The sequence below is a fragment of the Acidovorax bellezanensis genome (assembly GCF_025421555.1).
GTDB classification, from domain to species: Bacteria; Pseudomonadota; Gammaproteobacteria; order Burkholderiales; family Burkholderiaceae_C; genus Comamonas; species Comamonas bellezanensis.
In genome coordinates this window covers 72,984-95,620 of record NZ_JAODYH010000001.1, presented here as the reverse complement: position 1 = coordinate 95,620, position 22,637 = coordinate 72,984, and the positions used below count along the sequence as shown (strand labels likewise).

The following is a 22,637-nucleotide window of genomic DNA, read 5'->3' as shown; positions in this document are numbered from 1 at the left end:
ATGCCGCGCCCGGCATGGGCGGCCCTCAGCGGTGCGGTTGCCAGCGTCCGCTTTGGCTGCGCTCGGCCAGGCCCATGGCCGCGGACAGCAGCAGGGCCAATGCCGCCAATCCGCCCGCCCACCAGAGATTCGTCTCCAGGCTGAACGCATCCACGACCTGGCCACCGGCCCAGGACCCCAGCGCAATACCGACATTGAACACGCTCACATAGAGCGCGGTGGCGATTTCCAGGGCGCGGGGCGCGGCTTTCATCATCCAGGTCATCAGCCCCACCGACACGCCGCCATAGGCCAGTCCCCAGACCAGCAGCACCGCGCCGGCGCCGACAGGGGTGCGGCCGAGGCTCAGGAGCAGCACCGGTGTCAGCAGCAGCCCCAGCGCGATGGCCGTCAAGGTCAGCACCGTGCGGCGTGCCGCGATGGTGCCCGCCAGGAAATTGCCCGCGATGCCCGCCACGCCATAGGCCAGCAGGAGTGCGCCCACCCATTGGGCGTCGAATTCCGGCAGCGACAGCAGCAGCGGACGCACGAAGGTGAAGGCCATGAAGTGCCCCGCGACCAGCAGCAGCGTCAGGCCCAGCCCGGCTTGCAACAGGCGGTTGCCGCCCAACTGCTGCGCGAATTGGCGCAGGGTGGCCGTGCTGGCGGAGGGCAGCGCGGGAATGACGGCCAGGTGCAGCGCCAGCACGAGCCCGCTGAGCAAGGCCATGCCGGCAAAGGCCCAGCGCCATCCCGCGAAGTCGCCGATCAGCGCCCCGAGCGGCACCCCCAGCACGGAGGCCGCCGCCACGCCCCCGAAGATGACCGAGGTGGCCCAGCCGATGTCCGGGCGGGGAACGAGCCGTGCGGCCAGACCGCCGGCGATAGCCCAGATGCCGCCCATGCAGAATCCGACCAGGATACGTGCGGCCAGCATCCAGACCATGCCCGGCGCGAGTGCCGACGCGATGTTGGCGATCACCAGCAGACCGAGCAAGCCGCACAGCATCCTGCGTCGGTCCATGCCGCCCGCGGCGATCACCACCAGGGGCGCGAACAAGGCCGCCAGCAGTGCCGGCAATGAAATCATCAGGCCGGCGTTGCCGGTGGATGTGTCCAGGGTCTCGGCAATCGGGGTCAGCAGACCGACCGGCAGCATTTCCGTCGTCACGACAGAGAAGGTGGCCAGACCGACCGCGGACACGGCCAGCCAAGGGTGGGGAAGGCCGTTGTCGGCGGCAGCGGATGAAGAGGTGCTCATGTAGCGGGTCCTTGAAGTAACGGCATTGCCAGGGCTGGCATCACGCGGCATGGGGTGCCGGTGCACCATGCGCCCGCAGACGCCAATGGCCTCGCAGTGCCACCAGCGCCACCCAGATGCCCGCGCCCAGCGCCACGGCGAAGCCGGCGCGTGCTCCGGCGCCGTCGACGACCTGTCCGGACGCAGCCGCGCCCAGCGCGACACCGGCGTTCAGTCCGGCCAGCAGCCAGGTCATGCCTTCGGTCAGGCTGTGTTCGGGCACCAGACGCTCGACCAGCGACATGGCCACGATCATGGTGGGCGCAAAGAACAGTCCCGCCACCAGCGCGGCGGCCGTCAGCGCGGAGATGCTCTCGGCCCACCACAGGGGCAGCGTGGCCGCGGCCGTCGCCAGGCCGCCCAGCAGCAGCAGGCGATGCAAAGGCGCTTGCAGCGGCAGCGCCCCGAACAGCAGCCCGGCCAGGCAAGAGCCCGCCGCATAGGCCGACAGCACCAGGCTGGCCGCCGCCGGCTGGCCCAGTTGCGCGGCAAAGGCCACGCTGACGATGTCCACGCTGCCGACGATGACGCCCATCGCCACCATCAGCAGCGCCAGCAGGCGCACATTCGCCAGCCGGATGACCGAACCGCGGCGCTCCGTGGTGGCGTCCCGGGCGTCGACCGGCGGCTCGGTGCCGCGCTGCGCGACCAGCGCGGCAACGCCCAGCACCAGCAGCAGTGCGGCGGCCAGCGGGCCGGCCTGGGGAAACGCCGCCACGCACAGGCCCACGGACAAGGGCGGCCCGGCGATGAAGCTGAGCTCGTCGAGCACTGTCTCCAGCGCATAGGCGGTCTGCAGGCGCGGCTGCCCGCGGTAGATCGCCGTCCAGCGCGCGCGCACCATCGCCGACAGGCTGGGCATGCAACCGGCCAGCGCGGCGCTGGCGAACAGCGTCCAGTCAGGAGCCTGCCACCGGGCACTGGCGAGCAGCAGCAGCAGGCCGGTGACGCTGATGGCCGTCGCCATGGGCAGCACGCGGCCTTGCCCATGCCGGTCCACGAGACGCGATATCCGCGGTGACAAGAGTGCGTAGGCCAGCACGAAGGTCGCGGACACGGCGCCTGCCAGCGCGTAGCTGCCGCGCAACTGCGACAGCATGGTGATGATGCCTATGCCTGTCATGGGCAGCGGAATCCGTGCCAGCAGACCCGCCAGCGCAAAGCCCGTGGTGCCGGGCGCGGCGAAAAGTTCTCGATAAGGGTGGGGCATTGCGTTCTCCAGGGGGATAGGCTTGTCGGCGAAAGACGATGTGGCGACAATACATACGCCGCGTATGAATATGATCATATATACATACGCACTGAATGTAAATAATCATGCACCCCGTATGTAAGGAGTAGGCGGATGGTTCGACGTACCCGTATCGAAATGGAAGAGACCCGCGCCGCGCTGCTGGTCACGGCCCGCCGGGTCTTCAGTGAGCGCGGCTATGCCGACACTTCCATGGATGACCTCACGGCGCAGGCGGGCCTCACCCGTGGCGCGCTGTACCACCACTTCGGTGACAAAAAAGGCTTGCTGGCGGCGGTGGTGGAGCAGATAGACGCCGAGATGGATGCGCGCCTGCAGGCCATTTCAGACGCCGCCGAGAACGCCTGGGAGGGCTTTCGCCGACGCTGCCGCGCCTATCTCGAAATGGCGCTGGAGCCTGAAATCCAGCGCATCGTGTTGCGCGATGCCCGGGCAGTGCTGGGCGGCGCCTCGCCGCAATCGCAGCGCCACTGCATAGGGTCGATGCAAGCGCTGATCGACAAACTCATCCAGCAAGGCGTCGTGGCCGAGGTCCACCCCCAGGCGCTGGCATCGCTCATTTACGGCAGCCTGGCCGAAGCGGCATTCTGGATCGCGGACGGTGAAGGTGGAGACATGCGTCTGGCGCAAGGCGTGGCGGCGCTGGAGCGGCTATTGGACGGGCTGGTGGTCAAGCCCTAGCGGCTGCCAGGCCGCATTTTTGCTCCGCTGTCCCTGGCCATCGTTGCGCAATAGCCGGGGCAGCGGCCATTTCAGGATGACACGCGGGGCATGCGCAGCGGACTGTGCGCCTGCAAATCCTGCAGATAGGACTGCACGCCGCTGCCTTCACGCGCCAGGAAGCGGTCGACGGCATCGGCGAAGCCGGGATGGGCGATCCAGTGGGCGCTGGCGGTGGGGGTGGGCAGCAGGGCGCGGGCCATCTTGTGCTCGCCCTGGGCGCCGCCTTCGAAGTGCGCGATGCCGTGCGCCAGGCACCAGGCTATGGGCTGGTAGTAGCAGGCTTCGAAGTGCAGGCAGTCGACGCGCTCCAGCGCACCCCAGTAGCGGCCGTAGGCGACGCTGTCGGCCGCGCCAGGCGGCGGCACCTGTCCGCTGGCCAGCGCGGCGGCTTCGGCGTTGAGCGCGATCAGGCTGGCGGCCATGGGCTGGCCGTCACGCTCGGCGATGAACAGCAGCCAGTGGCCGGGCATGTGGGCGTTCAGGCGGGCAAAGAAATCGCGGTTGAGATAGGGCGCGTTGCCGTGCTCCAGGTAGGTGCGTTCGTAGCAGCGGTAGAAGAACTCCCAATACGCTTCGGTGATGGCAGCGCCTTGCAAGGCGCGAAAGACCACGCCGGCCTCGGCCACCTTGCGGCGCTCCTGGCGGATCTTCTTGCGCTTTTCCTGCTGCATCTGGGCCAGGAAATCGTCGAAGTCCTGCAAAGGCCGGAGGTCGTCGGCCGTGCGGTTGTTCCAGTGGAACTGCACGCCGCTGCGCTCCATCCAGCCGTCGGCGCGGCAGGCCGCGAGATCGGCCGCCTCGGTGAACAGCGCATGCACCGAAGACCACTCCTGGGCCGCCACCCAGGCGCGCACGGCTTGCGCCAGCAGGGCGCGCAGGCCTTCGTCGCGCGCCAGCAGGCGGGTGCCGGGCACGGGCGTGAACGGAACGGCGATCACGGCCTTGGGGTAGTACTCCAGGCCGTGCTCGGCGTAAGCACGCGCCCAGGCCCAGTCGAACACGTACTCGCCCGAAGAGTGGTTTTTGGCATACAGCGGGCAGGCCGCGATCAATTCATCACCTTCCCACAGCGTGATGAAGCAGGGCTGCCAGCCGGTCTCCAGCGTGGCGCTGCCGCTGGCTTCGAGCGCGGCCAGGTATTCATGGCGCATGAAAGGCGTGGGCTGGGGCTGCTGCGCCAGCAGGCGGTTCCAGGCCTGTTCGGGGATCTCCTGCACATGGGTGAACACGCGGGTCATAATTGCGTTTTCAGCCATGCCTGCTCCCAGGGCCCGCGGCCGAACTGGCGACCTGGGGGGCAGCGCTTTTGCGATGGGCCTTGTCGGCCTGACTTCTATCCATGACGCTCTCCATTTGCACTGCACAGCTCAATTTTGTCGTGGGCGACCTGCCTGGCAATGCGCAAAAAATCATTGTGGCCGCGCGCGCAGCCCATGCCGCGGGCGCACGCCTGCTGCTCACGCCCGAACTGGCGCTGTGCGGCTATTCGGCCGAAGACCTGCTGTTGCGACCGGCCTTTCTGGCGGCCTGTGAAGCAGCCGTGCAGACCGTGGCCCGTGAGACCGCGGACCTGACAGGCCTGGTCATCGTGCTCGGCCATCCCCAGCGGGTGGCTGGCGCCCGACTGTGCCACAACGCGGCCAGCGTGCTGCGCCACGGGGTCGTGGAGTGCAGCTACGCCAAGCAGGCCCTGCCCAACTACCATGTGTTCGACGAGCAGCGCTATTTCACGCCGGGCCAGGCGCCTTGCGTGTTCGAAGTCGAAGGCCTGCGCATCGGCCTGCTGGTCTGCGAGGACGCCTGGCAGGCCGGCCCGGCGCAGCAGGCCGCCCAGGCGGGCGCCCAGTTGCTGGCGGTGATCAATGCCTCGCCTTTCCATGCGGACAAGCCCGCCCAGCGTGAAGCCGTGCTGCGCCAGCGGGTGCAGGAAACCGGCCTGCCCGTGGTCTACGCCCATATGGTCGGCGGCCAGGACGAGCTGGTGTTCGACGGCCATTCTTTCGCGCTTGGCGCCGACGGTGCGGTCGCGGCACGCGCGCCGGGCTTTGAGGAAAGCCTGATGTCCGTGCAGGTGACGGCGCAGGCCGGCGCGCTGGCGCTGCGAGGTGATGTGCAGCCGCTGGCCGGTGCGCCTGAGCAGCTGTGGCGCGCGCTGGTGCTGGGCGTGCGCGACTATGTGGGCAAGAACGGCTTTCCTGGCGTGCTGCTGGGGCTGTCGGGCGGTATCGATTCGGCCCTGGTGCTGGCGATTGCCGTCGATGCCCTGGGTGCGTCCAAGGTGCGTACGGTGATGATGCCTTCGCCCTATACGGCCGACATCAGCTGGATCGACGCGCGCGACATGGCCGAGCGCCTGCACGTGGCCTATGAGGAAATCGCCATCGCGCCGCAATTCGAAGCCTTCAAGGCCGCGCTGGCGGCCGACTTCGCGGGCCGCGCCGAGGACACGACCGAGGAGAATCTGCAGGCGCGTATTCGCGGCACGCTGCTGATGGCCTTGTCCAACAAGTTCGGCTCGGTGGTACTCACCACGGGCAACAAGAGCGAAATGGCCACGGGCTACTGCACGCTGTATGGCGACATGGCCGGCGGCTTCGCGGTGATCAAGGACCTGGTCAAGACCCAGGTGTTCGCGTTGGCGAACTGGCGCAATGCCAACGACCCGTTCGGCACCGGGGTCAATCCCATTCCCGAGCGCATCATCACCCGTCCGCCCAGCGCCGAGCTGCGGCCCGACCAGAAAGACCAAGACAGCTTGCCGCCTTATGACGTGCTCGATGCCATCGTCGAGCGATACATGGAAAATGACGAATCCGTGAACGACATCGTGGCGGCCGGCTTTGACCCCGCCGATGTCGAGCGGGTGACGCGCCTGATCCAGATCAACGAGCACAAGCGCCGCCAGGCACCGATTGGCGTGCGCTTGACGCGCCGCAGTTTTGGCAAGGACTGGCGTTATCCCATCACCAACAAATTCAGGGCGTGATGCAGCGACTGCATGGCGTCACCGCATTCCCTATTCAGGCTATCCAGGAGTTCTCTAGATGAAAATGATCACTGCCGTCATCAAGCCGTTCAAGCTCGAAGAGGTGCGCGAAGCGCTGGCCGACTGCGGCGTCACCGGCCTCACGGTGACTGAAGTCAAAGGCTTCGGTCGGCAAAAAGGCCATACCGAGCTGTACCGCGGCGCCGAGTACGTGGTCGATTTCCTGCCCAAGGTGAAGATCGAAGTCGTGGTCAAGACCGAAGACGTGGACCGCTGCGTCGATGCCATCGTCAACGTGGCGCGCACCGGCAAGATCGGCGACGGCAAGATCTTCATCACGCCCGTGGAGCGCGTGGTGCGCATCCGTACGGGTGATCTGGACGATTCGGCGATTTAAATAGTCCCCCCTGAGCCGCTTCGCGGCTTCCCCCCGAGGGGGACGACACCATCGCTGCGGGGCGGCCCTTGCTCGGTGTCCCTGGGCTGGGGCGCGCCAGTAGCGGGGCGCTGCGCTCAGATCACCGTGCGCAGCGGCTGGGCGTCGCTGGTCGTGCCGGCGTTTTCGACCAGGCCGGGCAGCAGGGCGGCGGCGTCGGCATGGCTCTGGATCAAGCCCATCTGCCAATCGCTCATGAAGCCGCTTTGCACGCTGGAGGCGAGGAAGGTCAGCAGGTTGTCGTAATAGCCGGCCGTGTTGAGCAGGCCTATGGGCTTGTCGTGGTAGCCCAGCTGGCGCCAGGTCCAGACTTCGAACAATTCCTCGAACGTGCCGATGCCGCCGGGCAGGGCGATGAATGCATCGCTGCGCTCGGCCATCATGGCCTTGCGTTCGTGCATGGTCTGCACGATGTGCAGTTCGTCACACGCATGGTTGGCCTGTTCCTTGTCGACCAGTGCCTGGGGAATCACGCCCACCACGCGTCCGCCGGCCAGGCGCGTGGCTTCGGCCACCATGCCCATCAGACCGCTGCGACCGCCGCCATAGACCAGTTGGCCGCCGTGCGCGCCAATCCATTGACCGACCTGCCGGGCCGCTTCGGCATACAAGGGGTTTTCACCGGGGCGCGAGCCACAGTAGACGCAGAGGGAGAAAGCGGGTGTAGAGGTCATGGGAAGAATTTCAGGTAAAGGGCGGACAGCCAGGTGCCAGCGCACAGCAGCAGGGCCAGCAGCACGGCGGCGCTGCCCAGGTCCTTGGCGCGCTTGGACAAGGCATGCCACTCGGGGCCTACGCGGTCGATGGCCGATTCGATGCCGCTGTTGAGCAGCTCCACGATCAGCACCAGCAGCACCGCTGCGGCCAGCAAGACGCATTCGCTCCAGCTGCGTCCCAGCCAGGGGACCAGGGGCAGCAGGAACAGGGCGCAGACGGCTTCGGTGCGGAAGGCTTTTTCGTCCCAGGCGGCGCGCAGCCCTTGCAGGGAGTAGCCGGTGGCATGCCACAGCCGGTGCAGGCCGCGGCGCGTTTTTTGTGGGTTGACGGGGTTGTCGGTCATGGTGATCAGGTCAGTCCGTCAGCCTTGCGGCGCTTGTGGCGTGCGCGCGCTTCGCCCTCGGTATCGTGCACCAGCCGGGTGCCGGCCAGGGCGTCATGCAGGAACTGGCGCTGCGGATGAAAGCGGCTGAGCAGGGCCCAGACCGCGATCCAGCCCAGCATCAGCCAGGTGGTTTCCATGGCGGGCAGGTGCAGGGGGCCGATCAAGGCCAGCGGCGGCAAAAACCACAGCCAGCTCAGCAGGTAGCGGGCCAGCGCCCGGCCCTGTGTGAGCGGGCGGCCGTTCCTGTCGGTCACGCGGATATGCCAGGTCTTCATGGCCAGGGTCTGGCCCTTGGACCAGAACCAGGTGAAGTAGATGCCGAACACCACGAACACAAAGGCCTGCAAGGCATGGCGATTGTCCATGGCGTTGCGCGTCTGGCTCAGTGTGCCGAACAGGTAGCCGGCAATGAAGACCACGCCGAACAGCAGCAGGCCTTCATACAGCCAGCAGGCCATGCGCCGGCGCAGGCGGGGAGTGGGGGGCAGGGTGGAGGCCGCAGAAGAGGACAAGGCAGAAGCGGGCATGCAGCGCTCAAATAGCCAATTATGGCGGAGACTGGCCTGGTGTAGTCGTTGCCGCCGGTGCTGCGGTCGCCGCCGTGCCGCTGTCGGGTGTCAGGGCCGGCAAAGGCATGGGTGTTGCCGTGGACAGCGTCACCGGAGCGGTCTCCACCAGTGCGGGCATGGACACGGGCCGGGTCTCGGCGGCGGGTGCTGCCGGGACGGGCGCGGGAATATGCTGCGTCGTCTGCGATGTGGGCGCGGGAATCTTGGGCAGGTTGGCCACGCTGTTGGGGGCGGCTGTGGCGGCCGGCACCCGGGCCAGCTTCTTGGCCGGGACCGGGCGCAGTGCGGGGGCCGCACCCGCGGCGGGCTTGGCCGCGGCCGCCTTGGCAGCGAGCGCCTGCTTTTGCTCGGCGCTCAAGGCCTGGTAGGCTTCCCATTGCGCCCATTTGTCCTTGGGGGCCATGCGGTTGGTGATCGCATAGTTCAACCGGGCCTGGCTGCGCTGCTGCGCGCTGAGGCTGGCCCAGGATTCCATGCGGTCGCGCAGCTTGAGCTGCTCGGGCGCGGGCAGGGTGTCAAACGTGCTGGCCAGCACGATCCAGCGGCGTTTTTGCACTTCGCCCATGAAAGGCCAGCGCTCTTCCAGGGGGTGCAGGATTTTTTGCTGCGCGGTCGACAGCTCGTTCCAGCCCGGACCGGCCGCGAGCTTGCGGCGCTGGGACAGATTGCTGCGCGGCGCATCGGAGAAGACCGGCGGGGCTTGCACCGTCGCCAGGGCCAGGGCGCTCGGCGCCTGGAACACCTGCGGCACGATCCAGCCCGCTCCCACGGTGAGCGCCAACAGCAAAGCCGCCGCGAAGGCGGTGCTGTAGCTGCGGAATTCAGAGCGCGGAACAGGTGGCATGCAAACGGAAAGTCGCTAGGACAGGGCTCAGAGTGACGAGACCGGGGGGGTCTTGATGAATTGTAGGAAGCCCGGGTCGGCATAGGCCGAAGGCGGCAGGTCGTCGGTCAGCAAGGCCGTATCGACTTCAGCGACCTCGTGGGTGCCGAAGTCCTCCTGGGAGCCGATGAATACGGCAAAGCCGATCACCAGCCCTATCAGCGGCACGGCGGACAGCGCGGCGCGCCACCAGCCCTGGTGGTGGGGGCCGCCCAGCGAGGCGGTCTGCCCCTGCTGCTGCACGGACGCGGCGGTCACGCGCTGCTGAACGCTGACTTCGCGTCGGCGTTCGGACAGGGCGCGCTCGCGCCCGGCGCGCAGGCGTTCGCTGATGTCGTAAGCAAGTAAGCGATTGTTTTCGCTCAGTCGTGCGGTGACGCGTCGCGCAAACCGGTCGGCGGCCTGTTCGGCGGAAGGTGATGCTGCAATGTTCATAACTCGATTCCTTTGGCCTTCAGCGCCTTGCTGAGGGTCTGAATGGCACGAAAACAGTGTGTCTTGACACTGCCTTCGGAGCAACCCATGGCGGCTGCGGTCTCTGCGACATCCATCTCCTCCCAATAACGCATCAAAAAGGCTTCGCGTTGACGCGCTGGCAGCTCCTGGACTTCTTTTTCTATGCTTTGTAGAGTTTGTACGCGCTGTGTGTGCTCTTCGGCGCTAGGCATGGTCTGCGTGTGGTCATTGCCAGCATAGGTCTCGAGCAGGTCAAAGTCCACTGCGTCGTCGTTGTCGGACTCGAAATCGCTCATGCGGCTGAACACGGCATTGCGGGTTTTCTGGCGCCGGAACCAGTCGAGCGTGCAGTTCGACAGGATGCGCTGGAACAGCATGGGCAGCTCGCGTGGCGGCTTGTCCCCGTAATGGTGCGCCAGCTTCAGCATGCTGTCCTGGACGATATCCAGCGCCGCCTCTTCATCACGGACGTGGTAGAGCGCGCGCTTGAAAGCACGTTTTTCCACATCCTTGAGAAATTGCGAGAGTTCTTGTTCGGTTGCCAAAGAGGTCAGCCTGCCGCGAAGGGCGCCGTGGCCAAAAAAGATGGTTGCTGTAGCGTTCGCCGGATTTCAGGGCGCGCCAGTACAGGACAATGGTCAATTATCGCACCGCAGGCAGATTTTGCCTCAGTGCCGGATCAGGGTTTTGTATTGCAGTGCAATAATGCGCATTGCAATTCAAAAAAGCAAACGGGTCACGGTCCGGCGTCATACACATCTCGCCCATGGCCATGGCCTCAAGTCCTGCACCGGCCTCACGAGGGCTTAGGCTAGGGGCACCCAAGGTTTTTCGTTAGAGAAATTCGCAAAGGTTGATCATGGAAATATCCAAGGCAGAGCTTTCTTCCGCTGCCGCAGCAGCGTCTTCTCCCGCGCGCCCCACTGAGCTCATGGGCGCCGAGATCCTCGTAAAGTCCTTGCAGGCCGAAGGCGTGCAGTACCTCTGGGGGTATCCGGGCGGCGCTGTGTTGTATATCTACGACGCGCTTTACAAGCAAGAGACCATTCAGCATGTGCTGGTGCGCCACGAGCAGGCGGCCGTGCATGCAGCCGACGGCTTTGCGCGCGCAACCGGCGAAGTCGGTGTGGCGCTGGTCACTTCCGGCCCAGGCCTGACGAATGCCGTGACCGGCATCGCCACCGCCTATACCGACAGCATTCCCCTGGTGGTCATCAGCGGCCAGACGTCCACGGCGTCCATCGGCACCGACGCTTTCCAGGAATGCGACACCGTCGGCATCACCCGCCCCATCGTCAAGCACAACTTCCTGGTCAAGGACGTGCGCGATCTGGCGGAGACGATGAAAAAAGCCTTCCACATCGCGCGCACCGGCCGGCCCGGTCCCGTGGTGATCGATATTCCCAAGGACGTGTCCTTCAAGAAGGCCGCCTGGACGGGTTATCCGCAGAGCGTGGAAATGCGCTCCTACAACCCGGTCAAGAAGGGCCACAGTGGCCAGATCCGCAAGGCCCTGCAACTGCTGCTGAACGCCAAGCGCCCCTATATCTATACGGGTGGCGGTGTGTTGCTGGGCAATGCCTGCAACGAACTGCGCACCCTGGTCGACATGCTGGGCGTGCCGGTGACCCACACCTTGATGGGTCTGGGCGCCTATCCCGCGAGCGAGCGCAAGTACCTGGGCATGCTGGGCATGCACGGCACCATCGAAGCCAACAACGCGATGCAGAACTGCGACGTGCTGCTGGCCGTGGGCGCGCGCTTTGACGACCGCGTGATCGGCAACCCCAAGCACTTCCTGTCGGTCGAGCGCAAGATCATCCACATCGACATCGACCCTTCGTCGATTTCCAAGCGGGTGCGCGTGGACGTGCCCATCGTGGGCGACGTCAAGGACGTGCTGGGCGAACTCATCGCCATGCTGCGCGAGAACGCGGCACGCCCCGATGCGGGAGCGCTCGCCGCCTGGTGGGAAACCATCGAAGCCTGGCGTTCGCGCGATTGCCTGCGCTACGACAACAGCAATCCCGAAGTCATCAAGCCGCAGTACGTGGTCGAGACCCTGTGCAATATGACGCGCGGCACCGACACCTACATCACTTCCGATGTGGGCCAGCACCAGATGTGGGCGGCGCAGTACTACCGCTTCGAGGAGCCACGCCGCTGGATCAACTCCGGCGGTCTGGGCACCATGGGCGTGGGCATTCCCTACGCCATGGGCGTGAAGCTGGCCAAGCCCGACGCCGAAGTGTTCTGCATCACCGGCGAAGGCTCGGTGCAGATGAACATCCAGGAACTGTCGACCTGCTTGCAGCACAACACGCCGATCAAGATCTGCTCGCTCAACAACCGCTACCTGGGCATGGTGCGCCAGTGGCAGGAAATCGAGTATTCGGGCCGCTACAGCCACAGCTACATGGACGCCTTGCCGAACTTCGTCAAGCTGGCCGAAGCCTACGGCCATGTGGGCCTGCTGGTCGAGCGCACCGAGGACGTGGAGCCGGCGCTGCGCGAAGCGCGTCGCCTCAAGGACCGCACGGTGTTCATCGACTTCCGCACCGACCCGACCGAGAACGTGTTCCCCATGGTCCAGGCCGGCAAGGGCATCACGGAAATGCTGCTCGGCACTGAAGACCTCTGAGTCGCGGGGCCCAGCGCCCCGTGGCCCCAGTACCTCCTGCTATCTCATCGATAGTCCCATTTTTGACGAATCTATTGCTCGCCGAGCCTGCGCATTACCGTGCGTGGGGGAGGGCGGCGAAAAGAGGAATCTGTACCCATGAAACACATTATTGCGGTCTTGCTCGAGAACGAACCGGGCGCCTTGTCGCGCGTGGTTGGACTTTTCTCGGCGCGCGGCTATAACATCGAGTCCTTGACCGTGGCGCCGACGGAAGACGCGTCGCTGTCGCGCATGACCATCCAGACCACGGGCTCCGAAGACGTGATCGAGCAGATCACCAAGCACCTGAACCGCCTCATCGAGGTGGTCAAGGTGGTGGACCTGACCGAAGGCGCCTATGCCGAGCGCGAGCTGATGATGGTCAAAGTGCGTGCCGTGGGCAAGGAACGCGAAGAAATGAAGCGCCTGGTGGACATCTTCCGCGGTCGCATCATCGATGTGACCGACAAGAGCTACACCATCGAGCTCACCGGCGACCAATCCAAGAACGATGCTTTCTTGCAGGCCATCGAGCGCACGGCCATTCTGGAAACCGTGCGCACCGGTGCCAGCGGCATCGGCCGAGGCGAGCGCATTTTGCGCGTGTGAATTTACCCTGTCTGACCTTTTTACCCCCCTAAGAACCCATCCACTGGAGCCAACATGAAAGTTTTCTACGACAAAGACTGCGACCTGAGCCTGATCAAGGGCAAGACTGTTGCCATCATCGGTTACGGCAGCCAAGGCCACGCGCACGCACAGAACTTGAACGAAAGCGGCGTGAAGGTCGTTGTCGGTCTGCGCAAGGGTGGCGCATCGTGGCCCAAGGTCGAAAAGGCCGGCCTCAATGTGATGGAAGTCAACGACGCCGTGAAGGGCGCTGACGTGGTCATGATCTTGCTGCCCGACGAAGACATCGCCGGCGTGTACAAGAACAACATCGAACCCAACATCAAGCAAGGCGCTTCGCTGGTGTTCGCCCACGGCTTCAACGTGCATTACAACCAGGTCGTGCCCCGTGCCGATCTGGACGTGTGGATGGTTGCTCCCAAGGCCCCAGGCCACACGGTGCGCAACACCTACACGCAAGGTGGCGGCGTGCCCCACCTGATCGCCGTGCACCAGGACAAGTCCGGCAAGGCCCGTGACCTGGCCCTGTCGTACGCCATGGCCAACGGTGGCGGCAAGGCCGGCATCATCGAGACCAACTTCAAGGAAGAGACCGAGACCGATCTGTTCGGCGAACAGGCTGTTCTGTGCGGTGGTGCGGTCGAGTTGATCAAGATGGGCTTCGAGACGCTGGTGGAAGCCGGCTACGCGCCTGAAATGGCCTACTTCGAATGCCTGCACGAACTCAAGCTGATCGTCGACCTGATCTATGAAGGCGGCATCGCCAACATGAACTACTCGATCTCGAACAACGCCGAATACGGCGAGTACGTGACCGGTCCTGAAGTGATCAACGCCGAATCGCGCCAAGCCATGCGCAACGCCCTGAAGCGCATTCAGGACGGCGAATACGCCAAGATGTTCATCCTGGAAGGCCGCACCGGCTACCCCAGCATGACCGCACGTCGTCGCAACACCGCCGAGCACCAGATCGAAAAGGTCGGCGGCCAACTGCGCGCCATGATGCCTTGGATCGCCAAGAACAAGCTGGTCGACCAGACCAAGAACTGATCTGCCGCAGGGCCTCGCGCCCTGCACTGGTCACCCAAAGCCACCGCAAGGTGGCTTTTTTCATGGGGCGTCGCAAAAAGAAAATCGGCCACAGGCCTTGACCTTCTCAGCGTGGCAAGTCGGATAAATGCGATGGAAGCCGTTTCGGCTCAGCAACATTCCATCGACTCCCGCCGCGAAAGGCCAAGCCATGACAGTCAAACGCGTATCCCTGATCACCGCGGCGCTAAGCGCCGCGTTCGCCATCGCCGGATGCCAGGAGGCGCCGCCCCCGGGTGCCCCTGCAAAACCCCCTTCCGTTCCTGTGGCCGAGGTGATCGTTCGCCCGGTCACGCCCTTTGCCGAGTTCACCGGCGCGCTGACCGCGGTCCAGCGGGTGGAGCTGCGCCCGCGGGTCGGTGGCTATATCCAGGACGTGAGCGTGCCCGAGGGGCACCTGGTCGAAAAGGGCCAAGGGCTTTTCAACATCGACCCACGGGCGCTGCAGGCCGCGCTCAATGCCGCGACGGCTCGCCTGCGCGAAGCGCAAGCGGCCGCGCTGCTCGCCCAGGCGGAACATGCGCGTGCCGAACAGCTGTTTGCCCAGAAAGTCATCGCCCGCGATCGCCTCGATACGGCAACCGCCGCGCTGCATGCGGGCAGGGCCCAGGTCGACGCCGCAAAGGCCGCGCAGGATGCGGCGCAACTGGATCTGGGTTTCGCGCGCGTCACGGCACCCATCAGCGGACGGGTCGGCCAAACCCTGGTCACCGCAGGCAACTACGTTGCCAGTGGCGTCACGCCGCTCACGACCATCGTCGCCACCGATCCGCTGCATGTGTATTTCGATGTCGATGAACGCACGTATTTGCGGTCGCTGGCCGCGGGCCGGGGCAAGGCCGGCGGGCAGCCGGCCAAGGTCATGGTGGCCCTGCTCACCGACACCACGTATGCGCGGTCCGGCCGTGTCGACTTCCTCGCGAATACGGTCGATCGCGCGACGGGGACCGTGCGCATCCGTGCGGTGGTCGCCAACCCCGGTGGGCAACTGACGCCAGGTCTGTTTGCCAAGGTCAAGCTGGAGACCGGCGCGCCGCAGGCCAGGGTGCTGGTCTCCGATCAATCGATTGGCACCGACCAGGGCCGGCGCTATGTGCTCGTCGTCGACAAGGATGAGATGACGCAATACCGCCCGGTCGAGCTGGGGCCGGTGGTCGACGGCTTGCGCGTGATCGAGCAAGGTCTGCAGCCGGGCGAGCGCATCGTCGTCAAGGGCTTGGTGCGCCCGGGCATGCAGGTCACGCCTCAGCCCGCCGCGGTCGACGGCACGCCCATGGCGGCGCTGCCAGGCTCGGGAGTTGCGCAATGAAATTTCCACGCTTCTTCATTGATAGGCCCATCGTTGCCATCGTCCTCTCGGTGCTGATGGTGCTCGCCGGCATCGTGGCGTTCTTCCAGTTGCCGCTCAGCGAGTACCCGGCTGTGACGCCGCCCACCGTGCAGGTGACCGCTTCCTACCCGGGCGCCAATCCCAAGGTGATCGCGGAGACGGTGGCGGCGCCCCTGGAGCAGGCGATCACCGGCGTGGAAGGCATGCTGTACATGTCGTCGCAGTCGGCCACCGATGGCCGGATGACGCTGACCGTCACTTTCGCGCAGGGGACGAACGCCGACATGGCGCAGATCCAGGTGCAGAACCGGGTCGCGCGCGCGCTGCCGCGCCTGCCGCAAGAGGTGCAGCGCCAGGGCGTGGTGACCCAAAAGACGTCGCCGGACATCCTGATGGTGGTGCACCTGCTGTCGCCCGACAAGCGCTATGACCCGCTCTATATTTCGAACTACGCCCACCTCCAGGTGCGCGACGAGCTGTCCCGCATCCCGGGCGTCAGCGATGTGCTGGTGTGGGGCGCGGGCGAGTACAGCATGCGGCTGTGGCTTGACCCGGGCCTGATCGCCGCGCGCGGGCTGACGGCGGGCGACGTGATTGCCGCGGTGCGCGAGCAGAATGTGCAGGTGGCGGCTGGCTCCGTCGGCCAGGCGCCCGATTCCAGCGCCGCATTCCAGGTGACGGTGAATACGCTGGGGCGTCTGAGCGATGAGGCGCAGTTCGGCGACATCATCATTCGCACGGGTGAAGGCGGCCAGGTGACGCGTCTGCGCGATGTCGCTCGCATCGAGATGGGGGCCGATGCCTACGCCCTGCGCAGCCTGCTGGACGGCGAGCCCGCCGTCGCCTTGCAAATCATCCAGAGTCCGGGCGCCAATGCCCTCGACGTTGCGCAGGCGGTGCGCGCCACCATGCAGCGACTGGAAGGCCATTTCCCACAAGGACTCAGCTCGCGCATTGCCTATGACCCGACGGTCTTTGTGCGTGCCTCGCTGGAGTCGGTGGCCACCACCTTGCTGGAGGCGATTCTTCTCGTCGTCATCGTGGTGGTGCTGTTCCTGCGCAACTGGCGGGCTTCGCTCATTCCCCTCATGGCGGTGCCGGTGTCGCTGATCGGCACTTTCGCCGTCATGCACCTGATGGGCTTTTCGCTCAACACCCTGTCCTTGTTTGGCCTGGTGCTGTCGATCGGCATCGTGGTCGACGACGCGATCGTCGTGGTCGAGAACGTGGAGCGCCACATCGAAAATGGCGAGGCACCGGTTCAGGCCGCCAGGCGTGCCATGGACGAGGTCACCGGCCCCATCATCGCCATCACGTCGGTGCTCGCCGCCGTCTTCATCCCGACCGCTTTCTTGAGCGGCCTGCAGGGTGAGTTCTATCGCCAGTTCGCGCTCACCATCGCCATCTCGACGATTCTGTCGGCGGTCAATTCGCTCACGCTCAGCCCGGCGCTCGCCGCACTGCTGTTGCGCCCGCGCCAGCCGAGGGTGGCACGTGACCCGCGCAGCCTGCGCGGCCGCGCGGATCGCGCCTTGCAGGTGCTGGGTCGGCCGTTCCAGCGGGCGCCGGACGCTTATGGCGGCGCGGTGCGCAAGGTGGTGCGGCTCAGCGGCGTGGTGTTGCTGGTGTACGGCGGACTGCTCGCGCTGACCTTCCTGGGGTTCAAGGCGGTTCCCCAGGGCTTCGTGCCCATGCAGGACAAATACTATCTGGTCGGGATCGCCCAGCTGCCCAACTCGGCATCGCTGGATCGCACCGACGCGGTCGCCCGGCAGATGTCGAAGATCGCGCTGGCCGAGCCTGGCGTGGAAAGCGTGGTGGCCTTCCCCGGGCTTTCGATCAACGGCTTCGTCAACGTGCCGAACGCCGCCGTCATGTTCGTCATGCTCGATCCGTTCAAGGAGCGCGCGACGCCCGACCTCACGGCGGCGGCGATCGCCGGGCGCCTGCAGGCGAAGTTCGCCAGCATTCCCGATGGCTTTCTGGGTGTCTTCCCGCCGCCACCGGTGCCCGGCCTGGGCGCGACCGGCGGCTTCAAGCTGCAGGTCGAGGACCGCGGCGGCGCCGGGCTTGATGCCCTGGTCCAGCAGACCCAGATCCTGATGACGAAAGCCACGGAGACGGGACAGGTGGCCGGGCTGATGACCAGCCTGGACGTCAATGCACCGCAGCTCGATGTCGCCATCGACCGTACCCAGGCCAAGAGCCAGGGCGTGCATCTGGCGGATGTGTTCGAGTCGCTGCAGGTCTATCTGGGCTCCCTCTATGTCAACGATTTCAATCGTTTCGGCCGCACCTACAAGGTGACGGCCCAGGCCGATGCCCCGCATCGCATGCAGGCCGACGCCATCGGCCGCCTGCAAGTGCGCAACGCGGCCGGGGACATGCTGCCTTTGTCGTCGTTCGTCACTGTCAAGCCCAGTTCCGGTCCGGACCGTGTGATCCGCTACAACGGCTACCCTTCGGCCGACATCTCGGGCGGCGCGGCGGCGGGCGTCAGCTCGGGGCAGGCGGTGGCGCTCATGGAGCGCCTGGCCAAGGAGGTCCTGCCTGAAGGCATGAGCGTCGAATGGACGGACCTTACCTACCAGCAAAAGCTGGCCCGAGATGCGGCGCTGTTCATCTTCCCGCTGTGCGTGCTGCTCGCCTATCTCATCCTGGCTGCGCAATACAACAGCTGGTTGCTGCCGTTATCGGTGCTGCTGATCGTGCCCATGTGTCTGCTGAGCGCGATCCTGGGCGTCTGGCTGGTGGGCGGAGACAACAACGTCTTCGTCCAGATCGGGCTCATCGTGCTCGTCGGCTTGGCCGCCAAGAACGCGATCCTCATCGTCGAGTTCGCGCGCAGCCGCGAAGCCGAAGGGGTCAGCGCCCTGGATGCGGTCATCGAGGCGTGTCGACTGCGGCTGCGGCCCATTTTGATGACCTCACTGGCCTTCATCGCTGGCGTCGTGCCGCTGATGCTGGCCACGGGCGCCGGGGCCGAAATGCGCCAGGCCATGGGGGTCGCGGTCTTCGCCGGCATGCTTGGCGTGACGCTGTTCGGCCTGTTTCTGACACCGGTTTTTTATGTCGCAATGCGCGGCCTGGCGGCCCGCTTCGCGCGGCATGAGCGCCTGGAAGAGAGCAAATCATGAGAAATATTTATCTGAGCGTCGTGTTGCCAGCGCTGCTGGCCGGATGCGCGGCCGTGGGCCCCGACTATTCGCCGCCTGCGCTGTCGTCGTCGCAGCTTCCCGCCCGCTTCAGCTCGCCGCCCGCGGGCCTGGTCTCGGGGGCGGTCGAGGTGGCGTGGTGGCGCAGCTTCGACGACCCCGCGCTGAGCACTTTGATGGGACGGGCGCTTGCGGCGAACCATGATGTGGGCATTGCTGCCGCGCGGCTCGAAGAGGCCAAGGCCTTGCTGGGCGAGAGCCGTCAGGACTTCTTGCCGCGCGGTGGCGCCGCGCTGGGCTATGAAAACCGTCGCCAGAGCGAAGTCCAGACACCGCCTGGCCAGCCGCGACAGATGAGCAACTATCGAGGTGTGGTCGATGCTTCCTGGGAAATCGATTTGTTTGGTCGCGTGCGGCGATCGGTGGAGGCGGCGCAGGCCCAGGCGGGCTCGCGCGAAGCGTTGCTGCGCGGTGTGCAGGCGGGCGTCGCGGCTGCCGTGGCCAGCACCTGGTTCGAGCTGGGCGGCCTCGCGGCCGAACTCGCGGTCGCCGCCGATATCCGCCAAAGCCAGCGCGAAAGCCTGGGCTTGGTCGAGCGCATGGTGAGCGCAGGCACTGCCAGCGAATTCGACCGGCTGCGTGCCGAGGCCTTGTTGCGCCATGTCGAGGTGGCGGTGCCCGAACTGGAGCGCCGGCATGCGGCCTCCCGCAACGCTTTGGCCATTCTTCTGGGTGAAGCAGCCCAGACGTTCACGCTGCCGGTGGCCGCGCCGGCGGGGGAAGCGCTGGCCGTGCGAGAGATCGCCGTGGGCGATCCCGCGGCACTTCTTGCGCGGCGCGCCGATGTTGCGGCCGCCGAGAGGGCGCTGGCTGCGGCGAGCGCCCGGATCGGGGTGGAGACGGCCGGCCTGTATCCCGAAATCCAGGTGCAGGGCTCGATCGGCTTCGTGGCCGGAGATCTCGATGCAATGCATGGCTCTGGCGCACTGTCCGGTTTCTTCGGTCCGGCCATTCGCTGGTCTTTCCTCGACGGCGGGCGCGTGCGCGCACGCATCGCCGCCAGCGAGGCGCGCAGCCAGGAGGCGTTGCACGTCTACGACCAGACCGTGTTGCGCGCATTGCAGGAAACCGACGATGCGTTCAATGCCTATGGCGCCGCGAGCCGCACGCTGGCGTTGCGCCTGCAAGAAGCAGCCGCCCATCGCGAGGCGGCGCGTCTTGCCGGGCTGCGGTTTGCGCAAGGGGAGGGCGTTTATCTGGAGGTGCTGGACGCCGAGCGCGCCGACTTTGCCAGCCGGCGTGCGCTGGCCGTCGCGCGCACCCAGCAGCGGCTGGCCGTCGTCAGCATCTACAAGGCGCTAGGCGGTGGCTGGGAAGTGTGCGCGCAGGCGCAGCAGGACTGCGCAAGGCCCCGCGCGGGCGTCGCACAACAAACTGCTCGCCGGCCTTGACCTTCCCATCGTGTGAAGCTTTAAGCTTGACTTCAATACCAACATACAAGGAGTAGTTCCATGGCTTCCGCTGTCCTCCAGCCTGGCTCCAATCCATCCAGGATCTCGGTCAAGCGCCTGAGCCTGCCGGTCGAAGGCATGACTTGCGCGTCCTGCGTGGGCCGTGTCGAGCGCGCACTCAAAAAAGTCCCCGGTGTAGCCACGGCCGCGGTCAATCTCGCCACGGAGCGCGCCGACATCACGTTCACCGGCCCGACCGACGCGCAGGCGGCCGTGCACGCCATCGAGGGCGCGGGCTACGCCGTGCGTGAAGAGACCACCGAGCTGGCCATAGCGGAAATGACCTGCGCTTCGTGCGTGGGCCGGGTGGAGAAGGCCTTGGCCAAAGTCCCGGGCGTGCTCGAGGCCAGCGTCAACCTGGCGACCGAGCGCGCGCGGGTGCGCCATCTGGCCGGCGTCGTCACCACGGCCGACCTGGAAGCGGCCGTGGAACAGGCGGGCTACAAATCCCGTCGCCTGTCGCTGGGCACGTCGAATGCGGGCGATGAGGAGGCTGAGCGTCGGGAGGGCGAGGCGCGGGCGCTGCGTCGCTCCCTGTGGACGGCCGCAATCCTCAGTCTGCCGGTCTTCATTCTCGAGATGGGCTCGCACCTGGTGCCGGCCATGCACCATTGGGTGATGGGCGTGCTGGGCCAGCAGACCAGCTGGTATCTGCAGTTCGTGCTCACCACCCTGGTGTTGTTCGGCCCGGGCCTGCGCTTTTTCCACAAGGGCGTGCCGGCCTTGCTGCGCGGCGCCCCCGACATGAATTCGCTGGTCGCGGTGGGTACGGCGGCGGCCTACGGCTATTCGCTCGTCGCCACGTTTGCGGCCGACGTGCTGCCCCAGGGTACGGCCAACGTCTATTTCGAAGCTGCCGCGGTCATCGTGACCTTGATCCTGCTCGGGCGCATGCTGGAAGCGCGTGCCAAGGGGCGCACTTCGCAGGCGATCAAGCGTCTCGTTGGCCTGCAGGCCAAGACCGCGCGCGTCATGCGCAACGGCACCCTGGCCGAGATCGCGCTCGACCAGGTGGCAACGGGTGACATCGTGCTGGTGCGTCCGGGCGAGAAGATTCCGGTCGACGGCGAAGTGGTCGAAGGCGCCTCTTATGTGGACGAGAGCATGATCACCGGCGAGCCGGTGCCCGTGGCCAAGGAGGCGGGCTCCGAAGTGGTCGGCGGCACGATCAATCGCACGGGCGCTTTCAGCTTCCGCGTCACCCAGGTGGGCGCGAACACGGTGCTCGCGCAAATCATTCGCCTGGTCGAAGAGGCACAGGGCTCCAAGCTGCCCATCCAGGCGCTGGTCGACAAGGTGACCATGTGGTTTGTCCCGGCGGTGATGGCCGCGGCCGCGCTGACCTTCCTGGTCTGGCTGGTCTTCGGCCCGGAGCCGGCGCTGACGTTTGCGCTGGTGAATGCGGTCGCGGTGCTGATCATTGCCTGCCCATGCGCCATGGGGCTGGCCACGCCGACGTCCATCATGGTCGGCACGGGCCGCGCGGCCGAGCTCGGCGTGCTGTTCCGCAAGGGTGAAGCCCTGCAGGCGCTGCGCGATGTATCTGTCATCGCAGTCGACAAGACCGGCACGCTGACCAAGGGCCGTCCCGAACTGACCGACCTGGAGCCCGCCCAAGGCTTCGAGTACAACGAAGTGCTGGCCTTGGTGGCCGCCGTGGAGACCCGCTCCGAGCACCCGATCGCCGAAGCCATCGTCGCCGCCGCTCAGCAGCGCGGCCTCACGCTCGCCGCCATTGAAAGCTTCGACGCCGTGCCGGGCTTCGGTGTCTCGGCCCAGGTCGCCGGTCGTACGGTCGCTGTCGGCGCGGACCGGTTCATGACGCAGCTCGGTCTGGATGTGACGGGTTTCCTGGCTACCGCCCGGCGTCTGGGCGAGCAAGGCAAGAGCCCGCTGTATGCGGCCATCGACGGCCGCCTGGCGGCAGTCATCGCGGTGGCCGATCCGATCAAGGAGACGACGCCGGCGGCGATCAAGGCGCTGCACGCGCTGGGCCTCAAGGTCGCGATGATCACGGGCGACAACGCGGCGACGGCCGCGGCGATTGCCAAGCAACTGGGCATAGACGAAGTCGCGGCCGAAGTCCTGCCCGACGGCAAGGTGGCTGCGCTGAAGAAGTTCCGGGTCAATGGTGCGCGCGTGGCCTTCGTGGGCGACGGCATCAACGACGCGCCGGCGCTGGCCGAAGCGGACGTGGGACTGGCCATAGGCACGGGTACGGATGTGGCCATCGAGGCGGCGGACGTGGTGCTGATGTCGGGCGACCTGCGTGGCGTGCCTAACGCCATCGCGCTGAGCCAGGCGACGATTCGCAACATCCGGCAGAACCTGTTCTGGGCCTTCGCCTACAACGCCCTGCTGATTCCGGTCGCGGCGGGTGCGCTCTACCCGGTGAACGGCACCTTGCTTTCGCCCATCTTCGCCGCGGCGGCGATGGCGCTGTCCAGCGTCTTCGTGCTCGGCAACGCGCTGCGGCTCAAGCGCTTTTCGGCGCCCATGGCGGTCGAGTCGCGCGTCGGGGCGCCGGACAGCAAGGCGGTACCGCTCCAATGAGCTTTCCTGTTTTACGGAAGG

At 66.1% G+C, this 22,637-nt stretch carries 19 protein-coding genes; 10 read left to right on the top strand and 9 right to left on the bottom strand.

The window, feature by feature from the left end; all coding sequences use genetic code 11:
• Positions 1-25: 25 nt before the first annotated feature.
• The gene (locus N0K08_RS00415; protein ID WP_261498023.1) at positions 26-1,240 is read right to left on the bottom strand and encodes an MFS transporter; all 1,215 of its coding nucleotides are present in this window, start codon (positions 1,238-1,240) and stop codon (positions 26-28) included.
• A gap of 40 nt (positions 1,241-1,280) precedes the next feature.
• A complete protein-coding gene (locus N0K08_RS00410; protein WP_261498022.1) occupies positions 1,281-2,489 on the bottom strand; it encodes an MFS transporter in 1,209 nt (402 codons plus the stop codon).
• Between the two features lie 135 nt (positions 2,490-2,624).
• Between N0K08_RS00410 and N0K08_RS00405 the strand changes: the two genes are divergently transcribed.
• Positions 2,625-3,212 carry a TetR/AcrR family transcriptional regulator gene (locus N0K08_RS00405; protein ID WP_261498021.1) on the top strand — a complete coding sequence of 196 codons (588 nt, stop codon included), beginning with the start codon at positions 2,625-2,627 and terminating at the stop codon, positions 3,210-3,212.
• Positions 3,213-3,283: 71 nt separating this feature from the next.
• On the opposite strand, the gene N0K08_RS00400 is transcribed toward N0K08_RS00405, so the two are convergent.
• Positions 3,284-4,510: a GNAT family N-acetyltransferase gene (locus N0K08_RS00400; protein WP_261498020.1), complete on the bottom strand. Its 1,227-nt coding sequence runs from the start codon at positions 4,508-4,510 to the stop codon at positions 3,284-3,286.
• A gap of 83 nt (positions 4,511-4,593) precedes the next feature.
• Between N0K08_RS00400 and N0K08_RS00395 the strand changes: the two genes are divergently transcribed.
• Positions 4,594-6,240, top strand: coding sequence for an NAD+ synthase (locus N0K08_RS00395; RefSeq protein ID WP_261498019.1), 1,647 nt, complete (start codon positions 4,594-4,596; stop codon positions 6,238-6,240).
• A 58-nt stretch (positions 6,241-6,298) separates the two neighbouring features.
• Positions 6,299-6,637, top strand: coding sequence for a P-II family nitrogen regulator (locus tag N0K08_RS00390; RefSeq protein ID WP_261498018.1), 339 nt, complete (start codon positions 6,299-6,301; stop codon positions 6,635-6,637).
• A 116-nt stretch (positions 6,638-6,753) separates the two neighbouring features.
• On the opposite strand, the gene N0K08_RS00385 is transcribed toward N0K08_RS00390, so the two are convergent.
• The 6 genes from N0K08_RS00385 to N0K08_RS00360 are packed head-to-tail and all read right to left on the bottom strand — an operon-like array spanning position 6,754 to position 10,231.
• The gene (locus N0K08_RS00385) at positions 6,754-7,350 is read right to left on the bottom strand and encodes an LOG family protein (protein WP_261498017.1); all 597 of its coding nucleotides are present in this window, start codon (positions 7,348-7,350) and stop codon (positions 6,754-6,756) included.
• Positions 7,347-7,736 (bottom strand): diacylglycerol kinase, encoded by a 390-nt coding sequence (locus tag N0K08_RS00380; RefSeq protein WP_261498016.1) that lies wholly within the window; start codon positions 7,734-7,736, stop codon positions 7,347-7,349. Before N0K08_RS00380 ends, N0K08_RS00385 begins: the two co-directional genes overlap by 4 nt.
• Positions 7,737-7,741: 5 nt before the next feature.
• Positions 7,742-8,305 carry an RDD family protein gene (locus N0K08_RS00375; RefSeq protein WP_261498015.1) on the bottom strand — a complete coding sequence of 188 codons (564 nt, stop codon included), beginning with the start codon at positions 8,303-8,305 and terminating at the stop codon, positions 7,742-7,744.
• Between the two features lie 19 nt (positions 8,306-8,324).
• Complete coding sequence (locus N0K08_RS00370; RefSeq protein WP_261498014.1) at positions 8,325-9,191, bottom strand: DUF3106 domain-containing protein; 867 nt, start codon at positions 9,189-9,191, stop codon at positions 8,325-8,327.
• A 27-nt stretch (positions 9,192-9,218) separates the two neighbouring features.
• The gene (locus N0K08_RS00365; protein WP_261498013.1) at positions 9,219-9,665 is read right to left on the bottom strand and encodes a DUF3619 family protein; all 447 of its coding nucleotides are present in this window, start codon (positions 9,663-9,665) and stop codon (positions 9,219-9,221) included.
• Entirely contained in the window at positions 9,662-10,231 is a 570-nt protein-coding gene (locus N0K08_RS00360) for an RNA polymerase sigma factor (protein ID WP_261498012.1), read from the bottom strand. The genes N0K08_RS00365 and N0K08_RS00360 overlap by 4 nt, the downstream gene beginning before the upstream one ends.
• 314 nt (positions 10,232-10,545) lie before the next feature.
• Between N0K08_RS00360 and N0K08_RS00355 the strand changes: the two genes are divergently transcribed.
• The 7 genes from N0K08_RS00355 to N0K08_RS00325 all read left to right on the top strand — a co-directional run bounded on the left by N0K08_RS00355 (position 10,546) and on the right by N0K08_RS00325 (position 22,616).
• Positions 10,546-12,327 (top strand): acetolactate synthase 3 catalytic subunit, encoded by a 1,782-nt coding sequence (locus tag N0K08_RS00355; protein ID WP_261498011.1) that lies wholly within the window; start codon positions 10,546-10,548, stop codon positions 12,325-12,327.
• Positions 12,328-12,465: 138 nt separating this feature from the next.
• Positions 12,466-12,957 (top strand): acetolactate synthase small subunit, encoded by a 492-nt coding sequence (gene ilvN, locus N0K08_RS00350; RefSeq protein WP_261498010.1) that lies wholly within the window; start codon positions 12,466-12,468, stop codon positions 12,955-12,957.
• Positions 12,958-13,011: 54 nt separating this feature from the next.
• Positions 13,012-14,028: a ketol-acid reductoisomerase gene (gene ilvC / locus N0K08_RS00345; RefSeq protein ID WP_261498009.1), complete on the top strand. Its 1,017-nt coding sequence runs from the start codon at positions 13,012-13,014 to the stop codon at positions 14,026-14,028.
• A gap of 190 nt (positions 14,029-14,218) precedes the next feature.
• Entirely contained in the window at positions 14,219-15,376 is a 1,158-nt protein-coding gene (locus tag N0K08_RS00340) for an efflux RND transporter periplasmic adaptor subunit (protein ID WP_261498008.1), read from the top strand.
• Positions 15,373-18,534, top strand: coding sequence for an efflux RND transporter permease subunit (locus tag N0K08_RS00335; RefSeq protein ID WP_261498007.1), 3,162 nt, complete (start codon positions 15,373-15,375; stop codon positions 18,532-18,534). Before N0K08_RS00340 ends, N0K08_RS00335 begins: the two co-directional genes overlap by 4 nt.
• Complete coding sequence (locus N0K08_RS00330; RefSeq protein WP_261498006.1) at positions 18,531-20,003, top strand: efflux transporter outer membrane subunit; 1,473 nt, start codon at positions 18,531-18,533, stop codon at positions 20,001-20,003. The genes N0K08_RS00335 and N0K08_RS00330 overlap by 4 nt, the downstream gene beginning before the upstream one ends.
• Before the next feature lie 60 nt (positions 20,004-20,063).
• On the top strand, positions 20,064-22,616 hold the full coding sequence (locus N0K08_RS00325) for a heavy metal translocating P-type ATPase (RefSeq protein WP_261498005.1): 2,553 nt from the start codon (positions 20,064-20,066) through the stop codon (positions 22,614-22,616).
• Positions 22,617-22,637 lie beyond the last annotated feature (21 nt).